Annotated in this window: 20 protein-coding genes and 1 riboswitch; of the genes, 7 read left to right on the plus strand and 13 right to left on the minus strand. The window is 72.9% G+C overall.

All coding sequences use genetic code 11. The annotated features are described in order from the left end of the window. Positions 1 to 8: 8 nt before the first annotated feature. The 12 genes from IF23_RS0122005 to IF23_RS0122060 form a co-directional block, all read right to left on the minus strand. The gene (locus tag IF23_RS0122005; RefSeq protein ID WP_030286276.1) at positions 9 to 473 is read right to left on the minus strand and encodes a Fur family transcriptional regulator; all 465 of its coding nucleotides are present in this window, start codon (positions 471 to 473) and stop codon (positions 9 to 11) included. Between the two features lie 36 nt (positions 474 to 509). Continuing rightward, positions 510 to 1,541, minus strand: coding sequence for an ABC transporter substrate-binding protein (locus tag IF23_RS0122010; RefSeq protein WP_030286278.1), 1,032 nt, complete (start codon positions 1,539 to 1,541; stop codon positions 510 to 512). Positions 1,542 to 1,549: 8 nt separating this feature from the next. Further along, on the minus strand, positions 1,550 to 2,452 hold the full coding sequence (locus IF23_RS0122015; RefSeq protein WP_107126992.1) for an ABC transporter ATP-binding protein: 903 nt from the start codon (positions 2,450 to 2,452) through the stop codon (positions 1,550 to 1,552). Then, positions 2,452 to 3,558: a FecCD family ABC transporter permease gene (locus tag IF23_RS0122020; RefSeq protein WP_030286282.1), complete on the minus strand. Its 1,107-nt coding sequence runs from the start codon at positions 3,556 to 3,558 to the stop codon at positions 2,452 to 2,454. Before IF23_RS0122020 ends, IF23_RS0122015 begins: the two co-directional genes overlap by 1 nt. Positions 3,559 to 3,670: 112 nt before the next feature. Next, a riboswitch (cobalamin riboswitch) is annotated at positions 3,671 to 3,755 on the minus strand. Positions 3,756 to 3,827: 72 nt separating this feature from the next. Then, entirely contained in the window at positions 3,828 to 4,415 is a 588-nt protein-coding gene (locus IF23_RS0122025; protein WP_030286284.1) for a heme-binding beta-barrel domain-containing protein, read from the minus strand. A 283-nt stretch (positions 4,416 to 4,698) separates the two neighbouring features. Further along, positions 4,699 to 4,977, minus strand: coding sequence for a DUF3099 domain-containing protein (locus tag IF23_RS0122035; RefSeq protein ID WP_030286288.1), 279 nt, complete (start codon positions 4,975 to 4,977; stop codon positions 4,699 to 4,701). 178 nt (positions 4,978 to 5,155) lie between these two features. After that, complete coding sequence (locus IF23_RS0122040; RefSeq protein ID WP_030286290.1) at positions 5,156 to 5,443, minus strand: DUF1416 domain-containing protein; 288 nt, start codon at positions 5,441 to 5,443, stop codon at positions 5,156 to 5,158. A 34-nt stretch (positions 5,444 to 5,477) separates the two neighbouring features. Continuing rightward, positions 5,478 to 6,323 (minus strand): sulfurtransferase, encoded by an 846-nt coding sequence (locus IF23_RS0122045; RefSeq protein ID WP_030286292.1) that lies wholly within the window; start codon positions 6,321 to 6,323, stop codon positions 5,478 to 5,480. A gap of 168 nt (positions 6,324 to 6,491) precedes the next feature. After that, the gene (locus IF23_RS35645) at positions 6,492 to 6,599 is read right to left on the minus strand and encodes an Ms5788A family Cys-rich leader peptide (RefSeq protein ID WP_351323616.1); all 108 of its coding nucleotides are present in this window, start codon (positions 6,597 to 6,599) and stop codon (positions 6,492 to 6,494) included. Between the two features lie 200 nt (positions 6,600 to 6,799). Next, positions 6,800 to 7,498: an LmeA family phospholipid-binding protein gene (locus tag IF23_RS0122050; RefSeq protein ID WP_030286294.1), complete on the minus strand. Its 699-nt coding sequence runs from the start codon at positions 7,496 to 7,498 to the stop codon at positions 6,800 to 6,802. A 220-nt stretch (positions 7,499 to 7,718) separates the two neighbouring features. Then, on the minus strand, positions 7,719 to 9,062 hold the full coding sequence (locus IF23_RS0122055) for a membrane protein (protein WP_030286295.1): 1,344 nt from the start codon (positions 9,060 to 9,062) through the stop codon (positions 7,719 to 7,721). 10 nt (positions 9,063 to 9,072) lie between these two features. Next, positions 9,073 to 9,318, minus strand: a complete 246-nt coding sequence (locus tag IF23_RS0122060) for a MoaD/ThiS family protein (protein ID WP_030286296.1) — start codon at positions 9,316 to 9,318, stop codon at positions 9,073 to 9,075. Positions 9,319 to 9,563: 245 nt separating this feature from the next. On the opposite strand from IF23_RS0122060, the gene IF23_RS0122065 reads away from it, so the two are divergent. After that, a complete protein-coding gene (locus IF23_RS0122065; protein ID WP_030286297.1) occupies positions 9,564 to 11,297 on the plus strand; it encodes an ABC transporter ATP-binding protein in 1,734 nt (577 codons plus the stop codon). Positions 11,298 to 11,392: 95 nt separating this feature from the next. Beyond that, a complete protein-coding gene (locus IF23_RS0122070) occupies positions 11,393 to 13,294 on the plus strand; it encodes an ABC transporter ATP-binding protein (RefSeq protein WP_030286298.1) in 1,902 nt (633 codons plus the stop codon). A gap of 1 nt (position 13,295) precedes the next feature. Here IF23_RS0122070 and IF23_RS0122075 read toward each other — a convergent pair whose 3' ends face one another. Then, complete coding sequence (locus tag IF23_RS0122075; protein WP_107126993.1) at positions 13,296 to 14,174, minus strand: alpha/beta hydrolase; 879 nt, start codon at positions 14,172 to 14,174, stop codon at positions 13,296 to 13,298. 236 nt (positions 14,175 to 14,410) lie between these two features. On the opposite strand from IF23_RS0122075, the gene IF23_RS0122080 reads away from it, so the two are divergent. The 5 genes from IF23_RS0122080 to IF23_RS0122100 all read left to right on the plus strand — a co-directional run bounded on the left by IF23_RS0122080 (position 14,411) and on the right by IF23_RS0122100 (position 20,044). Beyond that, a complete protein-coding gene (locus IF23_RS0122080) occupies positions 14,411 to 15,220 on the plus strand; it encodes a response regulator transcription factor (RefSeq protein WP_030286301.1) in 810 nt (269 codons plus the stop codon). A 103-nt stretch (positions 15,221 to 15,323) separates the two neighbouring features. Next, positions 15,324 to 16,349 (plus strand): LacI family DNA-binding transcriptional regulator, encoded by a 1,026-nt coding sequence (locus IF23_RS0122085; protein ID WP_030286303.1) that lies wholly within the window; start codon positions 15,324 to 15,326, stop codon positions 16,347 to 16,349. 107 nt (positions 16,350 to 16,456) lie between these two features. Then, positions 16,457 to 17,557, plus strand: coding sequence for a S1C family serine protease (locus IF23_RS0122090; RefSeq protein ID WP_030286306.1), 1,101 nt, complete (start codon positions 16,457 to 16,459; stop codon positions 17,555 to 17,557). A gap of 220 nt (positions 17,558 to 17,777) precedes the next feature. Then, the gene (locus tag IF23_RS0122095) at positions 17,778 to 18,515 is read left to right on the plus strand and encodes a response regulator transcription factor (RefSeq protein ID WP_030286308.1); all 738 of its coding nucleotides are present in this window, start codon (positions 17,778 to 17,780) and stop codon (positions 18,513 to 18,515) included. After that, positions 18,512 to 20,044, plus strand: coding sequence for a sensor histidine kinase (locus IF23_RS0122100; RefSeq protein ID WP_107126994.1), 1,533 nt, complete (start codon positions 18,512 to 18,514; stop codon positions 20,042 to 20,044). Before IF23_RS0122095 ends, IF23_RS0122100 begins: the two co-directional genes overlap by 4 nt. Positions 20,045 to 20,093 lie beyond the last annotated feature (49 nt).

Consider the following 20,093-nt stretch of genomic DNA (forward strand, 5'->3'; position numbering starts at 1 on the left):
CCACGCCGCTACGCCTCGCCGCCCGCCGTCTCCGCGGCACCCTCCGGCCGCGCCGCCTTCTCCGTACAGGCGCGGCAGCGGCCGAAGATGGCGAAGTGCTTCAGATCGGTGGTGAAGCCGAACTGCTCGCGGAGCGTGGCGGCGAACGGCTCGGCCACCGACAGATCCGCCTCGATCACCTCCGTGCAGTCCCGGCAGACCAGATGCATGTGGTGGTGGCGGTCGGCGAGGTGGTAGGTGGCCGAGCCGTGGCCGAGGTGGGCGTGGCTGACCAGGCCCAGCTCCTCCAGCAGCTCCAGGGTGCGGTAGACGGTGGAGATGTTCACGCTGCCCGCGGTCTTGCGCACCTCGGTGAGGACGTCGTCCGGGGTCGCGTGCTCCAGTCTGTCGACGGCTTCCAGCACGAGCTGACGCTGGGGCGTCAGCCGGTAGCCGCGTTTGCGGAGGTCGCTCTGCCAGTCGGTGCTCACCACACGCCCAGTGTAAGGAGCGCCGGGCCGCCCGAGGAGTCAGCCGACGTGCCCGGCGGCGAGATAGCGGGCCAGCGAGCGGACCGCCGCCGGGTTGCGGGGCGATTCGACGAGGTCGGCGTAGTCGAGCGTGTAGATCCGGTGGTGCTTGACGGCGGAGACGTTCGCCAGCGGCTTGTAGTGGAGCAGGAAGTCCTTCTTCTGCGCGGCGGTCGGCGAACCGTAGTCGTTGATCACGATGACGTCGGGGTTCCGCTCGACGACGGTCTCCCAGCCGACGGTGGTCCAGGTGTCCTTGAGGTCCTTGGTGATGTTGACGCCGCCCGCCTTGGTGATGATGTCGTCCGGACCGGCGAAGGCGCCCGCGGTCAGCGGCTTGTCGGTGCCGCTGTCGTAGAGGAAGACGGACGGCTTCTTCCCGTCCTTGGCGTGTCCGGCGCGGACCTCGGCGATCTCCGCCCGGTACTCCTTGACCAGCTTCGCGGCGCGGTCCTCGACGTGGAAGATCTTCCCGAGGTTGGTCAGGTCGGCGTAGAGCGCCTCCAGCGGCGGCATCACCCCGCGGGCACTCCCGGCGCCGCCGTTGCGGCACGACTCGGTCAGGACGTACGAGTCGATGCCGAGCTTCTTGAGGGAGGCGGGCGTGAGGTCGTTGCCCTCGCCGAAGCCGTAGTTCCAGCCCGCGAGGACGAGATCGGCGTGCGCGTCGAGCGCGATCTCCTTGGTGATCGCCTTCTTCGACAGCCACGGCACCTTGTCGAACGCGTCCCGCCAGGCCACCTTGTCGATCCGGCCCCGGTACGACGGCGTCACGTACCCGGCCATCCGGTCCTCCAGACCGAGCGCCAGCATCAGATCGGTGATGCCGATGTCGTTGGTGACGACCCGGGACGGCTTCTTGTCGAAGGTCAGATCGGTGCCGCAGTTCTTGACGGTGACCGGGTAACCGGCCGCGTCCTTGCGGTCGGCGTCCTTGTCGGCGGCGACCTTCGCCCCGCATCCGGTGAGGGTCAGGGCGAGGGCGGAGACCGCGGCGAGCGCGGGGAACAGGGCGGCGGGGCGGCGGGACATCGGGGGCCTTATCTGGGGGAGGGGAGGGAGGGGGAATCTGCGGCGCCGTCCGGGCCGGGCGGTGGCGGACCGTCGCCGTCCGGGGCGCCCGGTGGGGCGGCCTCCGGGGTGTCCGGTGGGGCGGCCTCCGGGGTGTCCGTCCGCTGCGGCAGCCGGTCGAAGAGCAGCTGTACGGCGCCGGTCTCGGGGTGGCGGACGCGGTGGGCGCGGACGCCGAAGACCTCGGCGAGCAGCTCGGCGGTGAGCACCTCGTGCGGGGCGCCGGAGGCGACGATCCGGCCGCCGTCCAGGACGTACAGCGCATCGCAGTGCTGCGCCGCGAGGTTGAGGTCGTGCAGCGCCGCCAGCACCGTCAGACGGCTGTCCCGGACCAGTGCCAGGACCTCCAGCTGCTGGGCGATGTCGAGGTGGTTGGTGGGCTCGTCCAACACCAGCACCCGCGGCTGCTGGGCGAGCGCGCGGGCGATCAGCACCCGCTGCTTCTCACCGCCGGACAGCCCGGGGAAGCCGCGGTGCGCCAGATGCCCGGCGCCGACCCGGGCCAGCGCCCGCGCGCAGATCTCCTCGTCGGCGGCGGATGCCCGGCCGGAGCCGCGCTGGTGCGGCAGCCGCCCCATCGCCACGATCTCGGCGACCGTGAAGTCGAAGGTGGCCTGGCCCTCCTGCGGCAGCGCGGCCAGCAGCCGGGCGCCCTCCCGGGCGTCCATGGCGTGCAGATCGGCGCCGTCCAGCCGGACCGTGCCGCCCGCCGGGCGCAGCGCCCGGTAGACGCAGCGCAGCAGCGTGGACTTACCGCTGCCGTTCGGGCCGATCAACCCGATGAGCTGTCCTTCGGCCGCGCGGAGCGTCACCTCGTGGATCAGCCGCCGCCCGGCGACCTCCACGGCCAGACCGTCGATGTCGACGCGCATCAGACGCCCCCTCCGAAGCTGTAGCCGTTCCGCCGCATCAGCAGCACGAAGCCGGGCACACCGAGCACCGCGGTGATCGCCCCGACGGGCAGTTCGACGGGCGCGATCAGCACCCGCGACAGCACATCCGCCCAGACCAGCAGCACCGCGCCGAGCAGCGGCGCGACCGCGATCACCCGGCGGTGGTCGGCGCCCACCAGCATCCGCGTCACATGCGGCACCAGCAGCCCGACGAAGCCGATCGCCCCGCTCACCGCGACCACCGCCCCGGCGACCGCAGCCACCACCAGGAACAGCTCCCGCCGCAGCCGCCCCGCGTCCACGCCGAGCGCCGCGGCCGTCTCGTCGCCCATCGCCAGCGCGTTCAGGCGCCCCGCGGCCAGCCGCAGATAGAGCACCGCGGCGGCCACCGCGGCGGCGGCGAGCGGCACCGACGGCCAGCCCGCGCCGCTCAGGGAGCCCAGCAGCCACATCACCGCGGACCGGGCCGCCTCGCCGCGGTCGGCGGAGAACACCATCAGTGTCGTCACGGCGGAGAAGCCGTAGTACATCGCGGTACCGGTGAGGACCAGCCGCAGCGGGGTGAGGCCGTGCGCGGTGCGGGCGGCGGCGTACACCAGGGCCATGGCGAGCAGCGCGCAGACGAACGCGGAGGTGGAGAGCGCCCAGACGCCCAGCGCCCCGGCGGCGCCGAAGAGCAGCACCGCGTTGGCGCCGACGGCGGCGCCGGAGGAGATCCCGAGGACGAACGGATCGGCGAGCGCGTTGCGGACCAGCGCCTGTACGGCGACGCCGATGGCGGAGAGCCCCGCGCCGACGACGGCGGCCAGCAGCGCCCGAGGGAAGCGCAGTTCCCAGACGACGGTGTAGCCCGCGGAGTCCTCGGCGGGGAGCGTCCCGCCGGTCACCCCGGCGGTCAGATAGTGCACCACCTGGCTCCAGCTCACCCCGGCGGAGCCCAGGCCGACGCCGCAGACGACGGAGCCGAGCAGCGCGACGGTGAGGGCCGCGACCAGCGGCGGGAGGGGGAGGCGGCGCACCGGCGCGGGCGCCTCGTACGGGCGCGCGGTGCGGGGCGCGGTGGCCTGGGAGGGCGTCGGTTCCACGGACGGTCCGCCTTCGGCTCGGGCCGTCCTACGGGTGAAGGCACGGCCCGGCGACTGCGGCGGGCGTCCCCTCGCAGTCCACGGCGAGTTCTACAGGTGCGGACGCCACCGCGGGTGATCGGGCTCGCGGACGCTCCCCGGGACGGGGGCTCCGCTTACCGTTGCGGGTCAGCGCCGGACTCTCACCGGACTTCCCCCGCGGGGCGCGTCATACGTATGCGGTTGTGGGACGTACGGGGCACCCGGCCCCGTACGCCGTCGGGCGGTGCTCAGCCCTCGTACGGGGTGCCGTCCGCGTTGAAGAACGAGACACCGTCGGGGGTGTCGGCCGGGAGGCTCTCCGCCCACTCCTTGAGGTCGGCGACCTTCTTCAGGTGCGCGGACATGTACGGCCGCAGCGGCACCTCGGGGGTGGCCTTCTCGCCGACCCACATCAGATCGCTCTTGACGTAGCCGTAGAGGCGCTTGCCACCGGTGTACGGACCGGCGGCCGCGGTGCGGGCGACGGCGTCGGTGGCGAGGTCGATCTGCGGCTTCTGGTCGGCCAGCTCGCCGTACCAGACCTCGACGATGCCCTGGTCGCGGATCATGACGACCTCGACCTTGCGGTCCTTGTCGATCCGCCAGTAGCCGCTCTCGGTCTCCAGCGGGCGGACCTTCTTGCCCTCGCCGTCCAGGACCCAGCTGTGCGAGGTGTACTCCAGGAAGTCACGGCCGTCATGGGTGAACGTGACCTCCTGCCCGAAGTTGCACTTCTCGGTGCCGGGGAAGTCCGCGACACCCGCGCCTTCCCAGTTGCCGAGGAGGAAGGCCAGGGGGACCAGGGCCGGGTTCAGGTCGGACGGGATCTCGATCATCAGCTCAGGCGATCTGTGGGGAGGGACAAGACGGCACGGCGGGAGGCGGTCGTCAGCGCTGACCCTGGTAGAGCTTCTTGAAGGTCAGACCGGCGAAGGCGATGACGCCGACGCCGACCAGGACGAGCAGGGTGGTGAAGACTGCCTCAAGCACGTCGTGCTCCTTGGACGGAGTGGGGTGGAACGGACCGGGGACGAGTCTAGTCGTCGTACCGGACGGCGGCGCTGTGAGGTTCCCCGCGCGGGGCCTGGAGCGGTGACGACGGGCCGGAGGGCCGTCCGTTCAGTGCGAGTGGTGGTCGTCGCGGTCGTCCAGCTCACGCCACCAGCGGTCCGACTCCGGGTCGCCGGACTCGTCCCACCAGCGCTCGTAGGGGCCCCGGCGGTTGGCGACGATCGCCGCGACGGGCGGGATGACCATCGCGATCACGCACATCACCACCGCCGCCGTCACCGACCACATCCGCACCACGCTCCAGGCGAGCACGAAAAGGGTGAGGCAGACCCCCATCATCACGAAGTACCAGCGATGACGGCGTCGGGGAGGCAGCCAGCCGGGCATACCTCCACGGTAAGTCCGTACCGCCCCGGAAAGAAGTCCCGGCGGCCCGTTCGCGACACGGCCCGCCGGTCCGTACACAGCGCGGAGGGCCGCACCACCGCCAAGGCGTCCAACCCCGGGGTACGGCCCTCCGCCGGTGGGTGCGCGACCGCTGCCGCGCACCCACCGCACGCTGTCGTCAGACGGCGATGGCGACCTCCGCCAGGCCGCCCTTCTGCGCGACCACGGTGCGGTCGGCGGTGGCGCCGGGGACGAGGGCGCGCAGCGTCCAGGTGCCCTCCGCCGCGTAGAAGCGGAACTGTCCGGTCGCGGAGGTGGGGACCTCGGCGGTGAACTCGCCGGTGCTGTCCAGCAGGCGGACGTAGCCGGTGACGGGCTCGCCGTCGCGGGTCACGCTGCCCTGGATCGTGGTCTCACCGGGCTTGATGGTCGACGCGTCGGGGCCGCCGGCCTGTGCTCCACACATGGGATTCCTTGAGGGGTAGAGGGGTGGGGCGGGCTTACTTGTTGGCGCCGAGCTCGATCGGCACGCCGACCAGCGAGCCGTACTCGGTCCAGGAGCCGTCGTAGTTCTTGACGTTCGTCTGGCCGAGCAGCTCGTGCAGGACGAACCAGGTCAGGGCGGAACGCTCACCGATACGGCAGTAGGCGATGGTGTCCTTCGCCAGGTCGACCTGCTCGCCCTCGTAGAGCGCCGTCAGCTCGTCGTCCGACTTGAAGGTGCCGTCGTCGTTGGCGTTCTTCGACCACGGGATGTTGCGGGCGCTGGGCACGTGGCCGGGGCGCTGCGACTGCTCCTGCGGGAGGTGCGCCGGGGCGAGCAGCTTGCCGCTGAACTCGTCGGGGGAGCGCACGTCGACGAGGTTCTCGGCGCCGATCGCGGCGACGACGTCGTCCCGGAAGGCACGGATGGAGGTGTCCTGCGCCTGCGCCTTGTAGGCGGTGGCGGGGCGCTGGGGGACCTCGGAGCCGTCGACCAGGTCGCGGGAGTCCAGCTCCCACTTCTTGCGGCCGCCGTCGAGCAGCTTCACGCTGTCGTGGCCGTAGAGCTTGAAGTACCAGTAGGCGTACGAGGCGAACCAGTTGTTGTTGCCGCCGTAGAGGACGACGGTGTCGTCGTTGGCGATGCCCTTGGCGGAGAGCAGCTTCTCGAAGCCCTCCTGGTCGACGAAGTCACGGCGGACCGGGTCCTGGAGATCCTTCTGCCAGTCGATCCGGACGGCGTTCCTGATGTGGTTCTTGTCGTACGCGGCGGTGTCCTCGTCGACCTCGACGAGGACGACCTTCGGGTCGTCGAGGTGGGCCTCGACCCAGTCGGCGTCCACCAGAACGTCGGTGCGGCTCATGTTCTTCTCCTCCGGGGCAGTTGCGGGGGTGTGCTTGCGGGACGGGCACGCGGATACGCCGGGGAAGCGCGGCGGCTGGGGCGGCGCGCGGCGCGGCGTGGCACAACGGGAACGGCGATCAGACGGAGCGGCCGGGGGGCGGACCGGCCGACGACGGGGGCGGACCCGTCAGACAGGGCGACAGAGCATGGTGGCGACGCGGCACAGGTCGACTGCCCGCCGCTTCGTGAGGTTCGCCTGTCCCCTGAAACGGGGACCGCTCGATGCGCTCTGCATGGCCTCGATCGTAGGGACGGACACCGGGACCTGTCACCGGTGTGTCATATGACGAGACGTGATTGTCCGCGATACGGAACGTAGACCGCCGCCCGGCACTCCCTCGCGGGGGCCGGGCGGCGGTGGGGCGGTGGGGGGTCTGTCGTACGGGACGTGTCGTCTCAGCGGCTGGACGTGGGGGCAGCCGGGCGGTGGAGCGGTCAGCCGGGGAGCTTGACGTCCGTACCGGTCGCGGTGATCTTCACGCCGCCGGGGCCGGTGGTGACCTTGTCGAGCTTGAGGTTGGCGGGCAGCTGGTCGAGCTTCCACTCGTGGTCGGTCTGCTCGCGGACCTTGTCGGCGCAGCCGGGGAGCAGTCGGCACATGGTCGGGATGGAGTCGGCGCGCAGCCGCAGGGTGTTGCCCTGCGCGGTGACCGAGCCGGTCACCTCCAGCGAGCTGAGCAGCGGAATGGTCGGCGAGATCTTCACCTGACCCTGGCCGTCCTTCTGCCCGCCGTACGCCACCTGCACATTCGCGCCGGACGCCGAGGTCAGGTCCGGGTAGGAGAGGGTGGCGGTGGCGGTGGCCGATGCGGCCTTCTCGATCGAGCTGTAGTCGTCCGAGAGCCGTACGTCGTGGAAGGTCGCCTTCAGCTTCTCGACCCGGAGGGTGTGGCCGTCGGCGCGGGCCTTGAGGTCGCCCAGCGAGGTGTCGACCTCGTCCAGGCTGCGCCCGGCGACCTGGGTCAGGAACGGGAAGCCCTTGATCGAGACCTCCGGGTCGACCGGGAGGCCCAGGCTCGCGCGGATCTTCTCCGCCGCCTTGTCCTCGGCGAGATTGACCGCCACCCGGTCGGCGGCGACGAACAACCCGCCGACCACCAGGACCAGCACCAGCAGCACCTTCAGTGCGCGCATCGAACCCTTCCCCCACACCCGGCCGGTCCGCCCGGCACGTCGCTTCGTCTTCCGTACGCCGCGAGCCCCCTGCCCGCGCACCGGCGAGCCTAGACGACCCGCCGCCGGGAACGTCCGGGACGACCGGTTCCCGCCGTACGGCCCGTACGGCCCCGGGAAAGCGCACGGCCGCCGGAGGCGCGGAGGGCGCCCGGCGGCGGCCGGTCGGGGAGGCGGGCGGTCAGCCGAGGACCGGCCCCAGCAGATGGACGGCCGGGGCGGCGAGTGCCAGCGGCAGCGCGACGCCCGCGGTGAGGTGGACGAAGCGGGACGGGTAGTCGTAGCTCGCCACCCGCAGACCGATCAGCGCACAGCAGCCGGTCGCCAGGCCCAGCGCGGCGCCCGTGGTGCCGAAGGCGTTGAGCTGTCCGGCGGCGGCGCCCGCACCGGCGGCGGCGAGCAGCGCGAGGACCGCGGAGACCGGGCCCGGCAGCGGCAGCGCGCGGACCAGGACGGCCAGTGTGACACCGGCGGCGCCCACCACGACCGCGTCCGAGAGGGCGGAGAGCTGTCCGGCGGCGAGCACCGCAAGCGCCGTGGAGGTCAGCCCCGCGGTCAGCGCGTACATCCGCTCGTCGGCGCTGCTGCGGTTGCGGAGCTGGAGGACGAGGACGAGCAGACACCAGACGCCGAGCGTGCCGAGGACCACCAGCGGGGCGTCCGCGCGCTCCGTCGCGAGCAGCGCGACATCCGTCGTCACGCCCGCCAGGAACGCCAGCGCGATGCCCTGCCGGGCCGGCCACATGCCGTTCAGCCGGAACCATCCGGCCGCGGTGACCGCCTGGAGCAGCACCACCGGCACCGCCCGTACGGCCTCCGGCAGCGGCGCGGTGACCGCGATCAACAGCGCGAGCACGGCGGTGAGCGCGGCCGGTTGGAGCCCCGGCGCGATGATCGGCGACCGGCCTTCGGCCCGGGCCCGCTGGTTGGGCGCGAGACCGGAGAGGTCCTGGGGGGCGTCCGGCTGCGGGGCGGCCCGGGGCGCACCCGCCGCCGCGCCACCGGGGGCCGGAACGGTGGCCGCGCCCGGAGGGTACGGCGCGGTGGCGGCCGGAGCCTGCTCGTACGGGGCGGCGGCCGGTGCAGCCTGCTGCTGCCCGTACGGCGCCTGGCCGGGGTGAGCCTGCGGGGGCTGCCCGGGGTGGCCCTGCGGGGGCTGACCCGGATGGCCCTGCGAGGGCTGACCGGTCTGCCCGTACTGCTGCCGCGCCGCGTACTGCTGCGGCGCGGGCGTCCGGTCGTACGGCGTATGGGCCTGCCCGTACGGCTCCTGCCCGTAAGGCTCCTGGCCGTACGAGGGCTGCCCGTAGGGCGTCTGGCCCTGGGGGGCCTGACCGGCGTAGCCCTGGCTGTAGGGCTCCTGGCCGTAGGGCTGCTGCCCGTACTGCTGCTGCGGGGCGTGGCCCTGTCCGTAGGGGGGCTGGGCGTGGCCCTGGGGGTCGGGGTACGGGCCGGGGGCGGCGTACGGGGCGGGGCCCGGCTGCTGTTCCGGGGTGCCGTAGGGCTGCTGCGGGGAGTCGTTCATGATCGTTTCCTCAGCCTCCCGCGAACGGCGGCAGGACCTCGACGGTGCCACCCTGGACGAGCGGGACGGCCGCGTGGTCGCGGGTGCCGACCGGGTCGCCGTCCACCAGGAACGAGCTGCGCCGCAGGACGCGGGCGAACTCCGGGTGCGCGGCGTGCGCGGTGCGCGCCGCCTCCAGCGCTTCGGCGAGCGTCTCCGCCGCGTACGGCTCCTCGGCCGTGCCTGCGGCGGCCTTGGCGGCAGCCCAGTAGCGCACGGTGCCAGTTGGTGTCACGGCCGCCTCTTTTGGTCGTGGATGTTGTGGATGTCGTGGGTGCGGCGCCGGAACAGGGGCCCCCGGACCGCGCCGTCCATGATGGCGTACGCGCGGCCGGGCCCGGCGCGGCCGGGGGCCGGGCGGGCGGCTGCGGCACACGGTCGGCGCAGGCGCGTGCCCCCGTGCGTCCCGTGGTGTCGTCGATATCCGGTTGCCGCGGGCAAGTGTTCGCATAAGGTCGTACGGTGTTGGTCCGACTCGCGCGGGCGCATCTGCGGCCCCACAGGCGCGCTATATCCCTGATCGTTCTCCTCCAGCTCATCCAGACGCTGGCCACCATCTCCCTGCCCACCCTGAACGCCGACATCATCGATCACGGTGTCGTCCGCGGGGACACGGGCTACATCCTGCGCGTCGGCGGCTTCATGATCGCCATCGCGCTGCTCCAGGTCGTCTGCGCGACCGGCGCCGTCTACTTCGGCGCCCGCACCGCCGGTCGACTGGGCCGGGACGTCCGGGCGGCGGTCTTCGACCGGGTGCAGACGTTCTCCGCCCGGGAGGTGGCCGCCTTCGGCGCGCCCTCGCTGATCACCCGCACCACCAACGACGTCCAGCAGGTCCAGATGCTGGTCCTGCTGACGTTCACGATGATGGTGTCCGCGCCGATCATGTGCGTCGGCGGCGTCGTCATGGCGCTCAACCAGGACGTCCCGCTCTCCGGTCTGCTGCTGGTGATCGTCACGATCCTGGGGACCTTCGTCTCGCTGATCGTGCGCCGACTGCGGCCGCTGTTCCGCAGCGTCCAGGAGCGCATCGACACCGTCAACCGCGTACTGCGCGAGCAGATCACCGGCATCCGCGTCATCCGCGCCTTCGTCCGCGACCGCCACGAACAGCAGCGGTTCCGCGCCGCCAACCGCGATCTCTACGACGTGTCGCTGCGCTCCGGCAAGCTGATGTCCACGATGTTCCCGCTGGTCATGATGATCGTGAACCTCTCCAGCGTCGCCGTGGTCTGGTTCGGCGGGCTGCGCATCGACTCCGGTGAGATGCAGATCGGCGCGCTCACCGCGTTCCTCAGCTACCTCATGTACATCCTGATGTCGATCATGATGGCGACGTTCATGACGATGATGCTGCCGCGCGCCGAGGTCTGCGCCGAGCGCATCCAGGAGGTGCTGGACACCGACAGCAGCGTCGTCCCGCCCGAGCGGCCCGTCACCACCCTCCGCCGCCCCGGCGAGCTGGAGCTGCGCGGCGTGGAGTTCCGCTTCCCCGGCGCCGAGGAGCCCGTCCTCAAGGACATCTCGCTGCTCGCCCGGCCCGGTGAGACCACCGCCGTCATCGGCTCCACCGGCAGCGGCAAGTCCACCCTGATCGGCCTGGTGCCGCGCCTCTTCGACGCGACCGGCGGCACCGTCCTGGTCGGCGGCGAGGACGTCCGCACCCTCGACGAGACGACGCTGGCCCGCACCATCGGCCTCGTCCCGCAGAAGCCGTACCTCTTCTCCGGCACCATCGCCTCCAACCTCCGCCACGGCGACCCGGACGCCACCGACGAGGACCTGTGGCGGGCGCTGGAGACCGCGCAGGCCAAGGAGTTCGTCGCGGCGATGGAGGGCGGTCTCCAGGCGCCCGTCGCCCAGGGCGGCTCCAACGTCTCCGGCGGCCAGCGCCAGCGCCTGGCCATCGCCCGCGCGCTGGTCGGCAAGCCGGACCTCTACCTCTTCGACGACTCCTTCTCGGCCCTCGACTACGCCACCGACGCCGCGCTGCGCGCCGCACTGACCCGCGAGACCGGCGGCGCCAGCGTCGTCATCGTCGCCCAGCGCGTCGCCACCATCCGCGGCGCCGACCGGATCCTCGTCCTCGACGAGGGCCGCGTCGTCGGCAGCGGCACCCACGCCGAGCTGATGACGGACAACGCAACGTACCGGGAGATCGTGCTCTCCCAGCTCACCGAGCAGGAGGCGGCGTGACCACCGCGGACAAGGAGACGGAGACCCGCGGCGAGGACGCCGCGGAGGCGGCGGAGGCGCACCGCACCGCGCGCCCCGCCGGACCGGCCCGCGCCATGGGCGGCCCGCCGATGGTGAAGTCGCTGGACTTCAAGGGCTCCGGCAAGCGGCTGCTGGGCCAGCTGCGGCCGCAGCGCGCCGCGCTCCTGGGCGCACTGCTGCTGACCATCGCCTCCGTGGCGCTCACGGTCACCGGCCCGCGCGTCCTCGGGCACGCCACCGACCTGCTCCTGGCCGGGCTGGTCGGCCGCGATCTGCCGTCCGGCGTCACCAAGGCGCAGGCGGCCGAGCAGCTGCGCGCCCACGGACAGGGCGGTCTCGCCGACCTCATCGGCACCCTGCCGCTCGTCCCCGGCCACGGCATCGACTTCACCGCCGTCGGCACCGTCCTGCTCTACGCCACCCTGATCTACGCGGCGGCCTCGCTCTTCGGCTTCCTCCAGGCGCGGCTGGTCACCACTGCCGTGCAGGGCACCGTCTTCCGGATGCGCGAGCAGGTCGAGGCGAAGCTGTCGCGGCTGCCGCTGAGCTACTTCGACAAGCAGCAGCGCGGTGAGGTGCTCTCCCGGGCGACCAACGACATCGACAACGTCCAGCAGACGCTCCAGCAGAGCCTGAGCCAGATCGTCACCTCGACGCTGACCGTCCTCGGCGTCCTCGCGATGATGTTCTGGATCACCCCGCTGCTGGCGGCGGTCGCGCTGCTCACGGTCCCGCTGTCGGTGCTCGTCGCCACCCGGGTCGGCAAGCGCGCCCAGCCGCAGTTCGTCAAGCAGTGGTCGTCCACCGGCAAGCTCAACGGCCATGTCGAGGAGATGTACACCGGCCACTCCCTGGTCCGCGTCTTCGGCCGCCAGAAGGAGTCCGCCGAGCGGTTCCGCGAGCAGAACGACGCGCTCTACGAGGCGAGCTTCAAGGCGCAGGCCATCTCCGGCCTCATCCAGCCCGCGATGACCTTCGTCGGCAACCTCAACTACGTGCTGATCGCCGTCGTCGGCGGTCTGCGGGTCGCCTCCGGCGCGCTGTCGGTCGGTGACGTCCAGGCGTTCATCCAGTACTCCCGCCAGTTCAGCCAGCCGCTCACGCAGATCGCGGCGCTCGCCAACCTCGTCCAGTCCGGCGTCGCCTCCGCCGAGCGGGTCTTCGAACTCCTCGACGCCGAGGAGCAGACGCCCGACCCGGAGCCGACCGCCGCCCCGGCGCGCACCACCGGACGCGTCGCCTTCGAGAACGTCTCGTTCCGCTACGACGAGGAGAAGCCGCTGATCGAGGGCTTGTCGCTGACCGTCGAGCCCGGCCAGACCGTCGCCATCGTCGGCCCCACCGGCGCCGGAAAGACCACCCTCGTCAACCTCCTCATGCGGTTCTACGAGACCCGCTCGGGCCGGATCACCCTCGACGGCACCGACATCGCCGGTCTCGGCCGCGAGGAGCTGCGCTCCCGGATCGGCATGGTCCTCCAGGACACCTGGCTCTTCGGCGGCACCATCGCCGAGAACATCGCCTACGGCGCCCCGGACGGCACCCCGCACGAGAAGGTCGTCGAGGCGGCCCGCGCCACCCACGTCGACCGCTTCGTACGCACCCTGCCGGACGGCTACGACAGCGTCGTCGACGACGAGGGCGGCAGCGTCTCCGTCGGCGAGAAGCAGCTGATCACCATCGCCCGGGCGTTCCTCGCCGAGCCCGCCATCCTCGTCCTCGACGAGGCCACCAGCTCCGTCGACACCCGCACCGAGGTGCTGATCCAGCAAGCCATGGCGCGGCTGCGCACCGGCCGCACCAGCTTCGTCATCGCCCACCGCCTCTCCACCATCCGCGACGCCGATCTGATCCTCGTCATGGAGTCCGGCGCCATCGTCGAGCAGGGCGACCACGCCACCCTCCTCGCCGCCGACGGCGCCTACGCCCGCCTCTACGCGGCCCAGTTCGCCGAGGCGGTGGCGGAGGCCGAATAGCTCATCCGCAGCCGCCGCCCGCCCCCGCCTGCCGCTCCGCGATCCAGCCGCCGATCCGGTCCAGCAGCTCGGGGGCGGCGGCGTTCTCGGCGTGCCCGAAGCCCGGTTCCAGCCAGAGGTCGCTGGTGGCGGGGGACGCGGCGGCGTACAGCATGCGCGGGTGGTCGAGCGGGAAGTACGGATCGCGGTCGCCGTGCACCAGGAGCAGCGGGACGGGCGCGATCAGCGGGACCGCGGCGACGGGGGAGAGCGGCACCGGATCCCAGTCCTCGGGATGGATGCGGGTGCGCAGCCCGACGCGGGAGACCAGGCGGCCGGTGGGGCGGGTGACGGCCCAGTGCAACCGGCGCATCGAGGCGGTGCCGCGGTAGTACCAGCGCGCGGGGGCGCTCACCGACACGACCGCATCGCTGTGAGCTGCGGTGCGCCCCCCGTGCGCCGGGCGGTGCAGCGCGGCGTGGCGCAGCACCACCGAGCCGCCCATGGAGAAGCCGAGGGTGGCGACCCGGCGGTGGCCCAGCGCCCGGGCCCAGCGGACCGCCGCGGCCAGATCCTCCACCTCCCGGTCGCCGACGGTGGAGCGCCCGCCGGAGCGCCCGTGGCCGCGGAAGGAGAACGTCACCACCGCCGCCCGGCCCTGGAACGCGGCGGCCGCGCGGCGCAGCGCCGGGCGGTCCAGGGAGCCGGTGAAGCCGTGCGCGACGACCAGCGCGAGGGTGTCGGCGCCGCCCTCGCGGCGCAGGTCAGGGGCGCCGGAGCGTGGGGTGTAGGCGGCCTCGATCCGGACGCCGTCGGCGGTCAGCAACGACGCCCGGTGACCACGCGACGTGACCGAAGGAACACGGGAGCGGCCGGGATCGACCTCGGGTCCGGGGGACATGTGGGCTATTCTGCTGGGCGTGGAGGATCCGGGCAGCGAAGCCCCCGGATCCTTTTGTGCTTTCGGACAGGCACGGTGCGTGGCCGAAAGCAGCGTACGAAGCAGTGCCGCAGACTCCCCCGGCCGAGGCCGGGTGGTGCCCCCGTCGCAGGGACCGAGGAGGAACCAGACGTCATGGGCGAGCGAAGCGAGCAGTACCGACAAGAACGGGCCGGGTACCGGGCAGGTGGTCGGAAGTGAGTTCCCTCCTGCTGCTGACCAATGCACTGCAACCGTCGGCGGAGGTGCTCCCCGCCCTCGGCCTGCTGCTGCACGGCGTGCGGGTGGCTCCTGCCGAGGGCCCGGCCCTGATCGACACCCCCGGAGCGGACGTCATCCTCATCGACGGCCGCCGCGACCTGCCACAGGTGCGGTCGCTGTGCCAGCTGCTGCGGTCCACGGGCCCCGGCAGTCCCCTGATCCTCGTGGTGACCGAGGGCGGACTCGCCGCCGTCACCGCCGACTGGGGCGTCGATGACGTCCTGCTCGACACGGCGGGCCCCGCCGAGGTCGAGGCCCGGCTGCGGCTGGCCCTGGGCCGCCGCCAGCTGTCGGTCGACGACAGCCCGATGGAGATCCGTACCGGTGATCTCTCGGTGGACGAGGCGACCTACAGCGCCAAGCTGAAGGGCCGGGTCCTGGACCTGACCTTCAAGGAGTTCGAGCTGCTGAAGTACCTCGCGCAGCACCCGGGCCGGGTCTTCACCCGCGCCCAGCTGCTCCAGGAGGTCTGGGGCTACGACTACTTCGGCGGCACCCGCACCGTGGACGTCCACGTCCGGCGGCTGCGCGCGAAGCTCGGCCCCGAGCACGAGTCGCTGATCGGCACCGTCCGCAACGTCGGCTACCGCTTCGTGGTGCCGGACAAGGCGGAGCGCGCGGCCGAGGCGAAGGAGAAGAAGGCCGCGGGCCCGCCGTCCGGGCGGAAGACCGCGGCCGAACCGTCCGCGAAGGAGACCGTGCGCTCCGGCGGCGCGGCGACCGGGGCACGCACCGGCAAGAAGTGAGACGCGGGCCGACGGTTCACGGCCCGGGCCCTTCCGCGCCCGCCCCTTGGACCGTCGGCCGCCCCCTGGGGAGCCCCCCGTTCACCCGCGTAGACTGCCGCGCGTGGCCAAGGTGACGCGGGATGATGTGGCAAGGCTGGCGGGGACCTCGACCGCGGTGGTCAGTTACGTCATCAACAACGGACCGAGGCCGGTCGCACCGGCCACCCGGGAGCGGGTGCTCGCCGCGATCAAGGAGCTGGGGTACCGCCCGGACCGGGTCGCGCAGGCGATGGCCTCGCGCCGTACCGACCTCATAGGACTGATCGTCCCCGACGCCCGGCAGCCGTTCTTCGCGGAGATGGCGCACGCCGTGGAACAGGCCGCGGCCGAGCGCGGCAAGATGGTGCTGGTCGGCAACGCCAACTACCTCGACGAGCGCGAGGTCCACTATTTGCGCGCCTTCCTCGGGATGCGGGTCTCCGGCCTGATCCTCATCAGCCAGGGCCCCAGCGAGCACGCCGCCGCCGAGATCGACGCCTGGGACGCCCGGGTGGTGCTGCTGCACCGCAGGCCCGACGCGATCGACGACGTCGCGGTGATGACCGACGACGTGTGGGGCGCCCAGCTCGCCACCCGCCATCTGCTGGAGCACGGTCACCCGTACGTCGCGTTCCTCGGCGGCACCGAGGAGACCCCGAAGTCCGGCGACCCGGTCACCGACCATGTCGAGGGGTGGCGCCGGGCGATGATGGAGGCGGGCCGGTCGCTGGAGGGCCGCTACTTCCAGGCGCCGTACAACCGTTACGACGCCTACCGGGTCGCGCTGGAGCTGCTGGCCGGTCCGGATCGGCCACCGGCCCTGATGTGCGCCACCGACGATCAGGCCATCGGTGTGCTGCGGGCCGCGCGGGAGCTGCGGATCGACGTGCCGGGGGAGTTGGCGGTCGCCGGGTTCGACGATGTGAAGGAAGCCGGGCTGACCGATCCGCCGCTGACGACGGTCGCCTCGGACCGGGAGGCGATGGCGCGCGCCGCCGTCGACCTCGTCCTCGACGACGGGCTGCGGGTGGCCGGTTCGCGCCGGGAGCGGCTGCGGCAGTTCCCCTCGCGGCTGGTGGTCCGCCGCTCCTGCGGCTGCGGCGGCTGACACCGGGCGCCCCCGGGCGGGTGTTCTTATACCGGGCATACCTACTTCTGCCGGGTCTCTCAGGGCGTTCTCACCCCGTTCTCATGGTGGCCGCGCACAGTGATCACATGACCGAGAGCTACCGCCGCAGCGGCGATGAGATGTCCCAGGACGGGCCGTACGGCTACGGCCACGGCGACGACGCCCGCACGGGCGGTGCCGGAGCGGCGTACCCGCCGCCACCCCCGTACGCACCCGGCGGTGAGGGCACGTACGCGGGGTTCGCGGGTGCCAATCCGGCCGCCGCGCCGCAGGCGCCCCAGGAGGCGCCGCGGCACCGGGCGCGGCGGCCGGTCGCGCTGATCGCGGCGGTGGCGCTGGCCTCGGGTCTCATCGGCGGCGGCAGTGCGGCGCTGATCGCCGGGGCGACGCAGCACCGGCAGGATTCGGCGGTCTCCGCGCCGCTGGTCAACGCGGGGAAGACCAGCGGGAGCGGGGTCTCGGCGGTGGCGAAGGCGGTCAGCCCGTCGATAGTCGAGATCCAGGCGCGGACCGGCGAGGGCGAGTCCACCGGCTCCGGGGTGGTCGTCAGCGACAAGGGCGAGATCGTCACCAACAACCATGTGGTGGCCGGTGCCCACACGGTGACCGTGGCGTTCAGCGACGGCAGCCGGAAGACCGCGACGGTCGTCGGCACCGACCCGGACAAGGACCTGGCGCTGGTCAAGGTGCACGACGCGAAGGGGCTGACGCCCGCGAGCCTGGGCGATTCGGACCGGGTCGCGGTCGGCGACCAGGTCGTGGCGATCGGCTCGCCGGAGGGCCTGACCGGCTCGGTGACCAGCGGGATCGTCTCCGCGCTCAACCGCGATGTGACGGTGCCGAAGAGCGACGGGCAGAGCCCGGACCAGGGGCAGGGGCAGGGCGGCGACCAGTGGCCGTTCGAGTTCGGCGGCAACCGCTACAACGGCGACACCGGCTCCTCCAAGACCTCGTACAAGGCCCTCCAGACCGATGCCTCGCTCAACCCCGGCAACTCCGGTGGTGCGCTGATCAACATGTCCGGGCAGGTCATCGGCATCAACTCCGCGATGTACGCCCCGAGTTCGGCGAGCAGCAGCACCGCCGGGAGTGTGGGGCTGGGCTTCGCGATCCCGATCAACACCGTGAAGGCGGACCTCGCCGCGCTGCGTGGGGGCGGCAGCGGCGGGCCGAACAGCGGGGTCTGAGCCCGGGTGACGGGGCGGCCCGCCGGTGTGGGGCCGTTCGGCCGTCCCGTCACCCGATTTCCCTACGCGCCCGGGGCCGACGCCCGCCCCTGGGCGCCCCGCGTCCCGTGCCCGGCCCGACCTCCCCTCGGGCCGGGCCGCCCGCGTGCGACGCTTGCCCCGGGCGGCTCGCCGCCCGCCGTCCCGTATCGCGTCCAGAGGTATCCAGAGGTAGTCGCGCATGAGCCCCGCCGACCACGGTGACCAGCCCGCCCGCATCCTGATCGTCGACGACGAGCCCGCGGTCCGCGAGGCGCTGCGGCGCTCGCTGGCGTTCGAGGGGTACGCCACCGAGGAAGCCGTCGACGGGCTCGACGCCGTCGAGAAGGTCGCCTCGTACGATCCCGAGCTGATCGTGCTGGACGTCCTGATGCCGCGGATGGACGGGCTGACCGCCGCCCGCCGCCTGCGGGCCAGCGGTGTGACCGTGCCGATCCTGATGCTGACCGCCCGCGACACCGTCGGCGACCGCGTCACCGGCCTCGACGCGGGCGCCGACGACTACCTCGTCAAACCCTTCGAACTGGACGAACTCCTCGCCCGCATCCGGGCGTTGCTCCGCCGCAGCTCCTACGCGGCCGCCGCCGACGCGGCGCCCGCCGACGGTGACGTCCTCGCCTTCGCCGATCTGCGGATGGATCTGGCGACCCGCGAGGTGACCCGCGGGGCGCGGCCCGTCGAGCTGACCCGGACCGAGTTCACGCTGCTGGAGATGTTCCTCGCGCACCCGCGGCAGGTCCTCACCCGCGAGCAGATCCTCAAGGCCGTCTGGGGCTTCGACTTCGAACCGACCTCCAACTCCCTGGACGTGTACGTGATGTATCTGCGCCGCAAGACGGAGGCGGCGGGCGAGCCGCGGCTGGTGCACACGGTGCGCGGCGTCGGTTACGTGCTGCGCGCGGAGGGCGGCGGCGAATGACCGCCCAGCCCCCGCCGCCCGGGGAGCCGGGCGGCGCCACCGCGGCGGAGCGGACGCCCGGGCTGCTGGCGCGCGCCGCCCGCCGCTACCGGCAGCTGCCGCTCCGCTCCCGCCTCGCGATGCTCACCGCCGTCGCCGTGGCGCTCGCCGTCGCGGCGTCCGCCGCCGCCTGCTGGCTGATCACCCGCGACCGGCTCACCGGACAGCTCGACTCCACGCTGCGCAGCGTCGACGTGGGCCAGGGCTACGTCCAGGCGCTGAAGATCTCCTGCTCGGGGACGGCCGACGGGCAGGTGGCGTTCCAGCCGACGCCGTACACCGTGCAGCTGGTGTCGACCTCCGGGGATGTGTGCACCTCGCCGGAGAAGGACCCGATCCCCGCCCAGCGCGCCGATGTGGCGGTCGCGGACGGGCGGCTGGACTCCGCCGTCCACACCACCCGCTCCGTGGACGGCACCCCGATGCGGGTGGCGACGCTGCACTACCCGGGCCCGATCACCGACGCCCGCGGCAACCACATCGCGGTCTCCGTCGCCGCGCCGATGGACCAGGTCACCCAGCCGCTGAACCAGCTGGCGCTGGTGTTGCTGATCGTCTCCGGGGTCGGGGTGCTGGGCGCCGCGACCGCCGGACTGTGGGTGGCGCGCGCCGGGCTCAAGCCCGTCGACCGGCTCACCGACGCCGCCGAGCACATCGCCCGCACCGAGGACCTGACCATCCGGATCCCGGCCGACGGGGAGGACGAGATCGCCCGGCTGTCGCGCGCGTTCAACTCCATGACGGCGGCGCTGGCGGCCTCCCGGGAGTTGCAGCGGCAGCTGATCGCGGACGCCGGGCACGAACTCCGTACGCCGCTGACCTCGCTGCGGACCAACATCGATCTGCTGGTACGCAGCGAACGCTCCGGCCGCCCGATCCCGCCCGCCGACAAGGAGGCGCTGCTGACGTCGGTGAAGGCGCAGATGGGGGAGTTGGCGTCGCTGATCGGCGATCTCCAGGAGCTGTCCCGGACGCCGGACGCCGGGCCGGGCGGCGGCGCGTCGCTGCGGGTGGTGGCGCTGCACGACACGGTCGCCACCGCCCTGGAACGGGCCCGGCTGCGCGGCCCGACGCTGACCGTCACCTCGGACCTCGCGCCCTGGTACGTCCGCGCGGAGCCGGCGGCGCTGGAGCGCGCGGTGGTCAATCTGCTGGACAACGCGGTGAAGTTCAGCCCGGCGGGCGGCACCGTCGAGGTCCGTCTCGCGGCGGGCGAGCTGACCGTACGCGATCACGGTCCGGGCATCGCGGAGGACGAGCTGCCGCACGTCTTCGCCCGCTTCTGGCGCTCCCCGTCGGCCCGTTCGCTGCCCGGCAGCGGGCTGGGTCTGTCGATCGTGGCGCGGACGGCGGAGCAGGCCGGTGGCGGTGTGCTGCTGCGGCCCGCCCCGGGCGGCGGCACGGAGGCGGTGCTGACGCTGCCGGGCGCGCCCACCCCGCCGCCGCCCGGCCCGGCGGAGCCGGAGCCGCCGGGGGAGCGCGCGGAGTGAGGGCGGGCCCGGCCGGACGCCGGGCCGACGGGAACGGGCCGGGGCCCGG

It is taken from the genome of Streptomyces catenulae, from assembly GCF_000718015.1.
Lineage (GTDB): Bacteria > Actinomycetota > Actinomycetes > Streptomycetales > Streptomycetaceae > Streptomyces > Streptomyces catenulae.

Bases quoted from the DNA above. Each gene is read 5' to 3' on its own strand.
- IF23_RS0122010 (WP_030286278.1), bottom strand. From the start codon at position 1,541: ATGTCCCGCCGCCCCGCCGCCCTGTTCCCCGCGCTCGCCGCGGTCTCC.
- IF23_RS0122015 (WP_107126992.1), bottom strand. From the start codon at position 2,452: ATGCGCGTCGACATCGACGGTCTGGCCGTGGAGGTCGCCGGGCGGCGG.
- IF23_RS0122025 (WP_030286284.1), bottom strand. From the start codon at position 4,415: ATGATCGAGATCCCGTCCGACCTGAACCCGGCCCTGGTCCCCCTGGCC.
- IF23_RS0122035 (WP_030286288.1), bottom strand. From the start codon at position 4,977: ATGCCCGGCTGGCTGCCTCCCCGACGCCGTCATCGCTGGTACTTCGTG.
- IF23_RS0122040 (WP_030286290.1), bottom strand. From the start codon at position 5,443: ATGTGTGGAGCACAGGCCGGCGGCCCCGACGCGTCGACCATCAAGCCC.
- IF23_RS0122045 (WP_030286292.1), bottom strand. From the start codon at position 6,323: ATGAGCCGCACCGACGTTCTGGTGGACGCCGACTGGGTCGAGGCCCAC.
- IF23_RS35645 (WP_351323616.1), bottom strand. From the start codon at position 6,599: ATGCAGAGCGCATCGAGCGGTCCCCGTTTCAGGGGACAGGCGAACCTC.
- IF23_RS0122050 (WP_030286294.1), bottom strand. From the start codon at position 7,498: ATGCGCGCACTGAAGGTGCTGCTGGTGCTGGTCCTGGTGGTCGGCGGG.
- IF23_RS0122055 (WP_030286295.1), bottom strand. From the start codon at position 9,062: ATGAACGACTCCCCGCAGCAGCCCTACGGCACCCCGGAACAGCAGCCG.
- IF23_RS0122070 (WP_030286298.1), top strand. From the start codon at position 11,393: ATGGGCGGCCCGCCGATGGTGAAGTCGCTGGACTTCAAGGGCTCCGGC.
- IF23_RS0122075 (WP_107126993.1), bottom strand. From the start codon at position 14,174: ATGTCCCCCGGACCCGAGGTCGATCCCGGCCGCTCCCGTGTTCCTTCG.
- IF23_RS0122090 (WP_030286306.1), top strand. From the start codon at position 16,457: ATGACCGAGAGCTACCGCCGCAGCGGCGATGAGATGTCCCAGGACGGG.
- IF23_RS0122095 (WP_030286308.1), top strand. From the start codon at position 17,778: ATGAGCCCCGCCGACCACGGTGACCAGCCCGCCCGCATCCTGATCGTC.
- IF23_RS0122100 (WP_107126994.1), top strand. From the start codon at position 18,512: ATGACCGCCCAGCCCCCGCCGCCCGGGGAGCCGGGCGGCGCCACCGCG.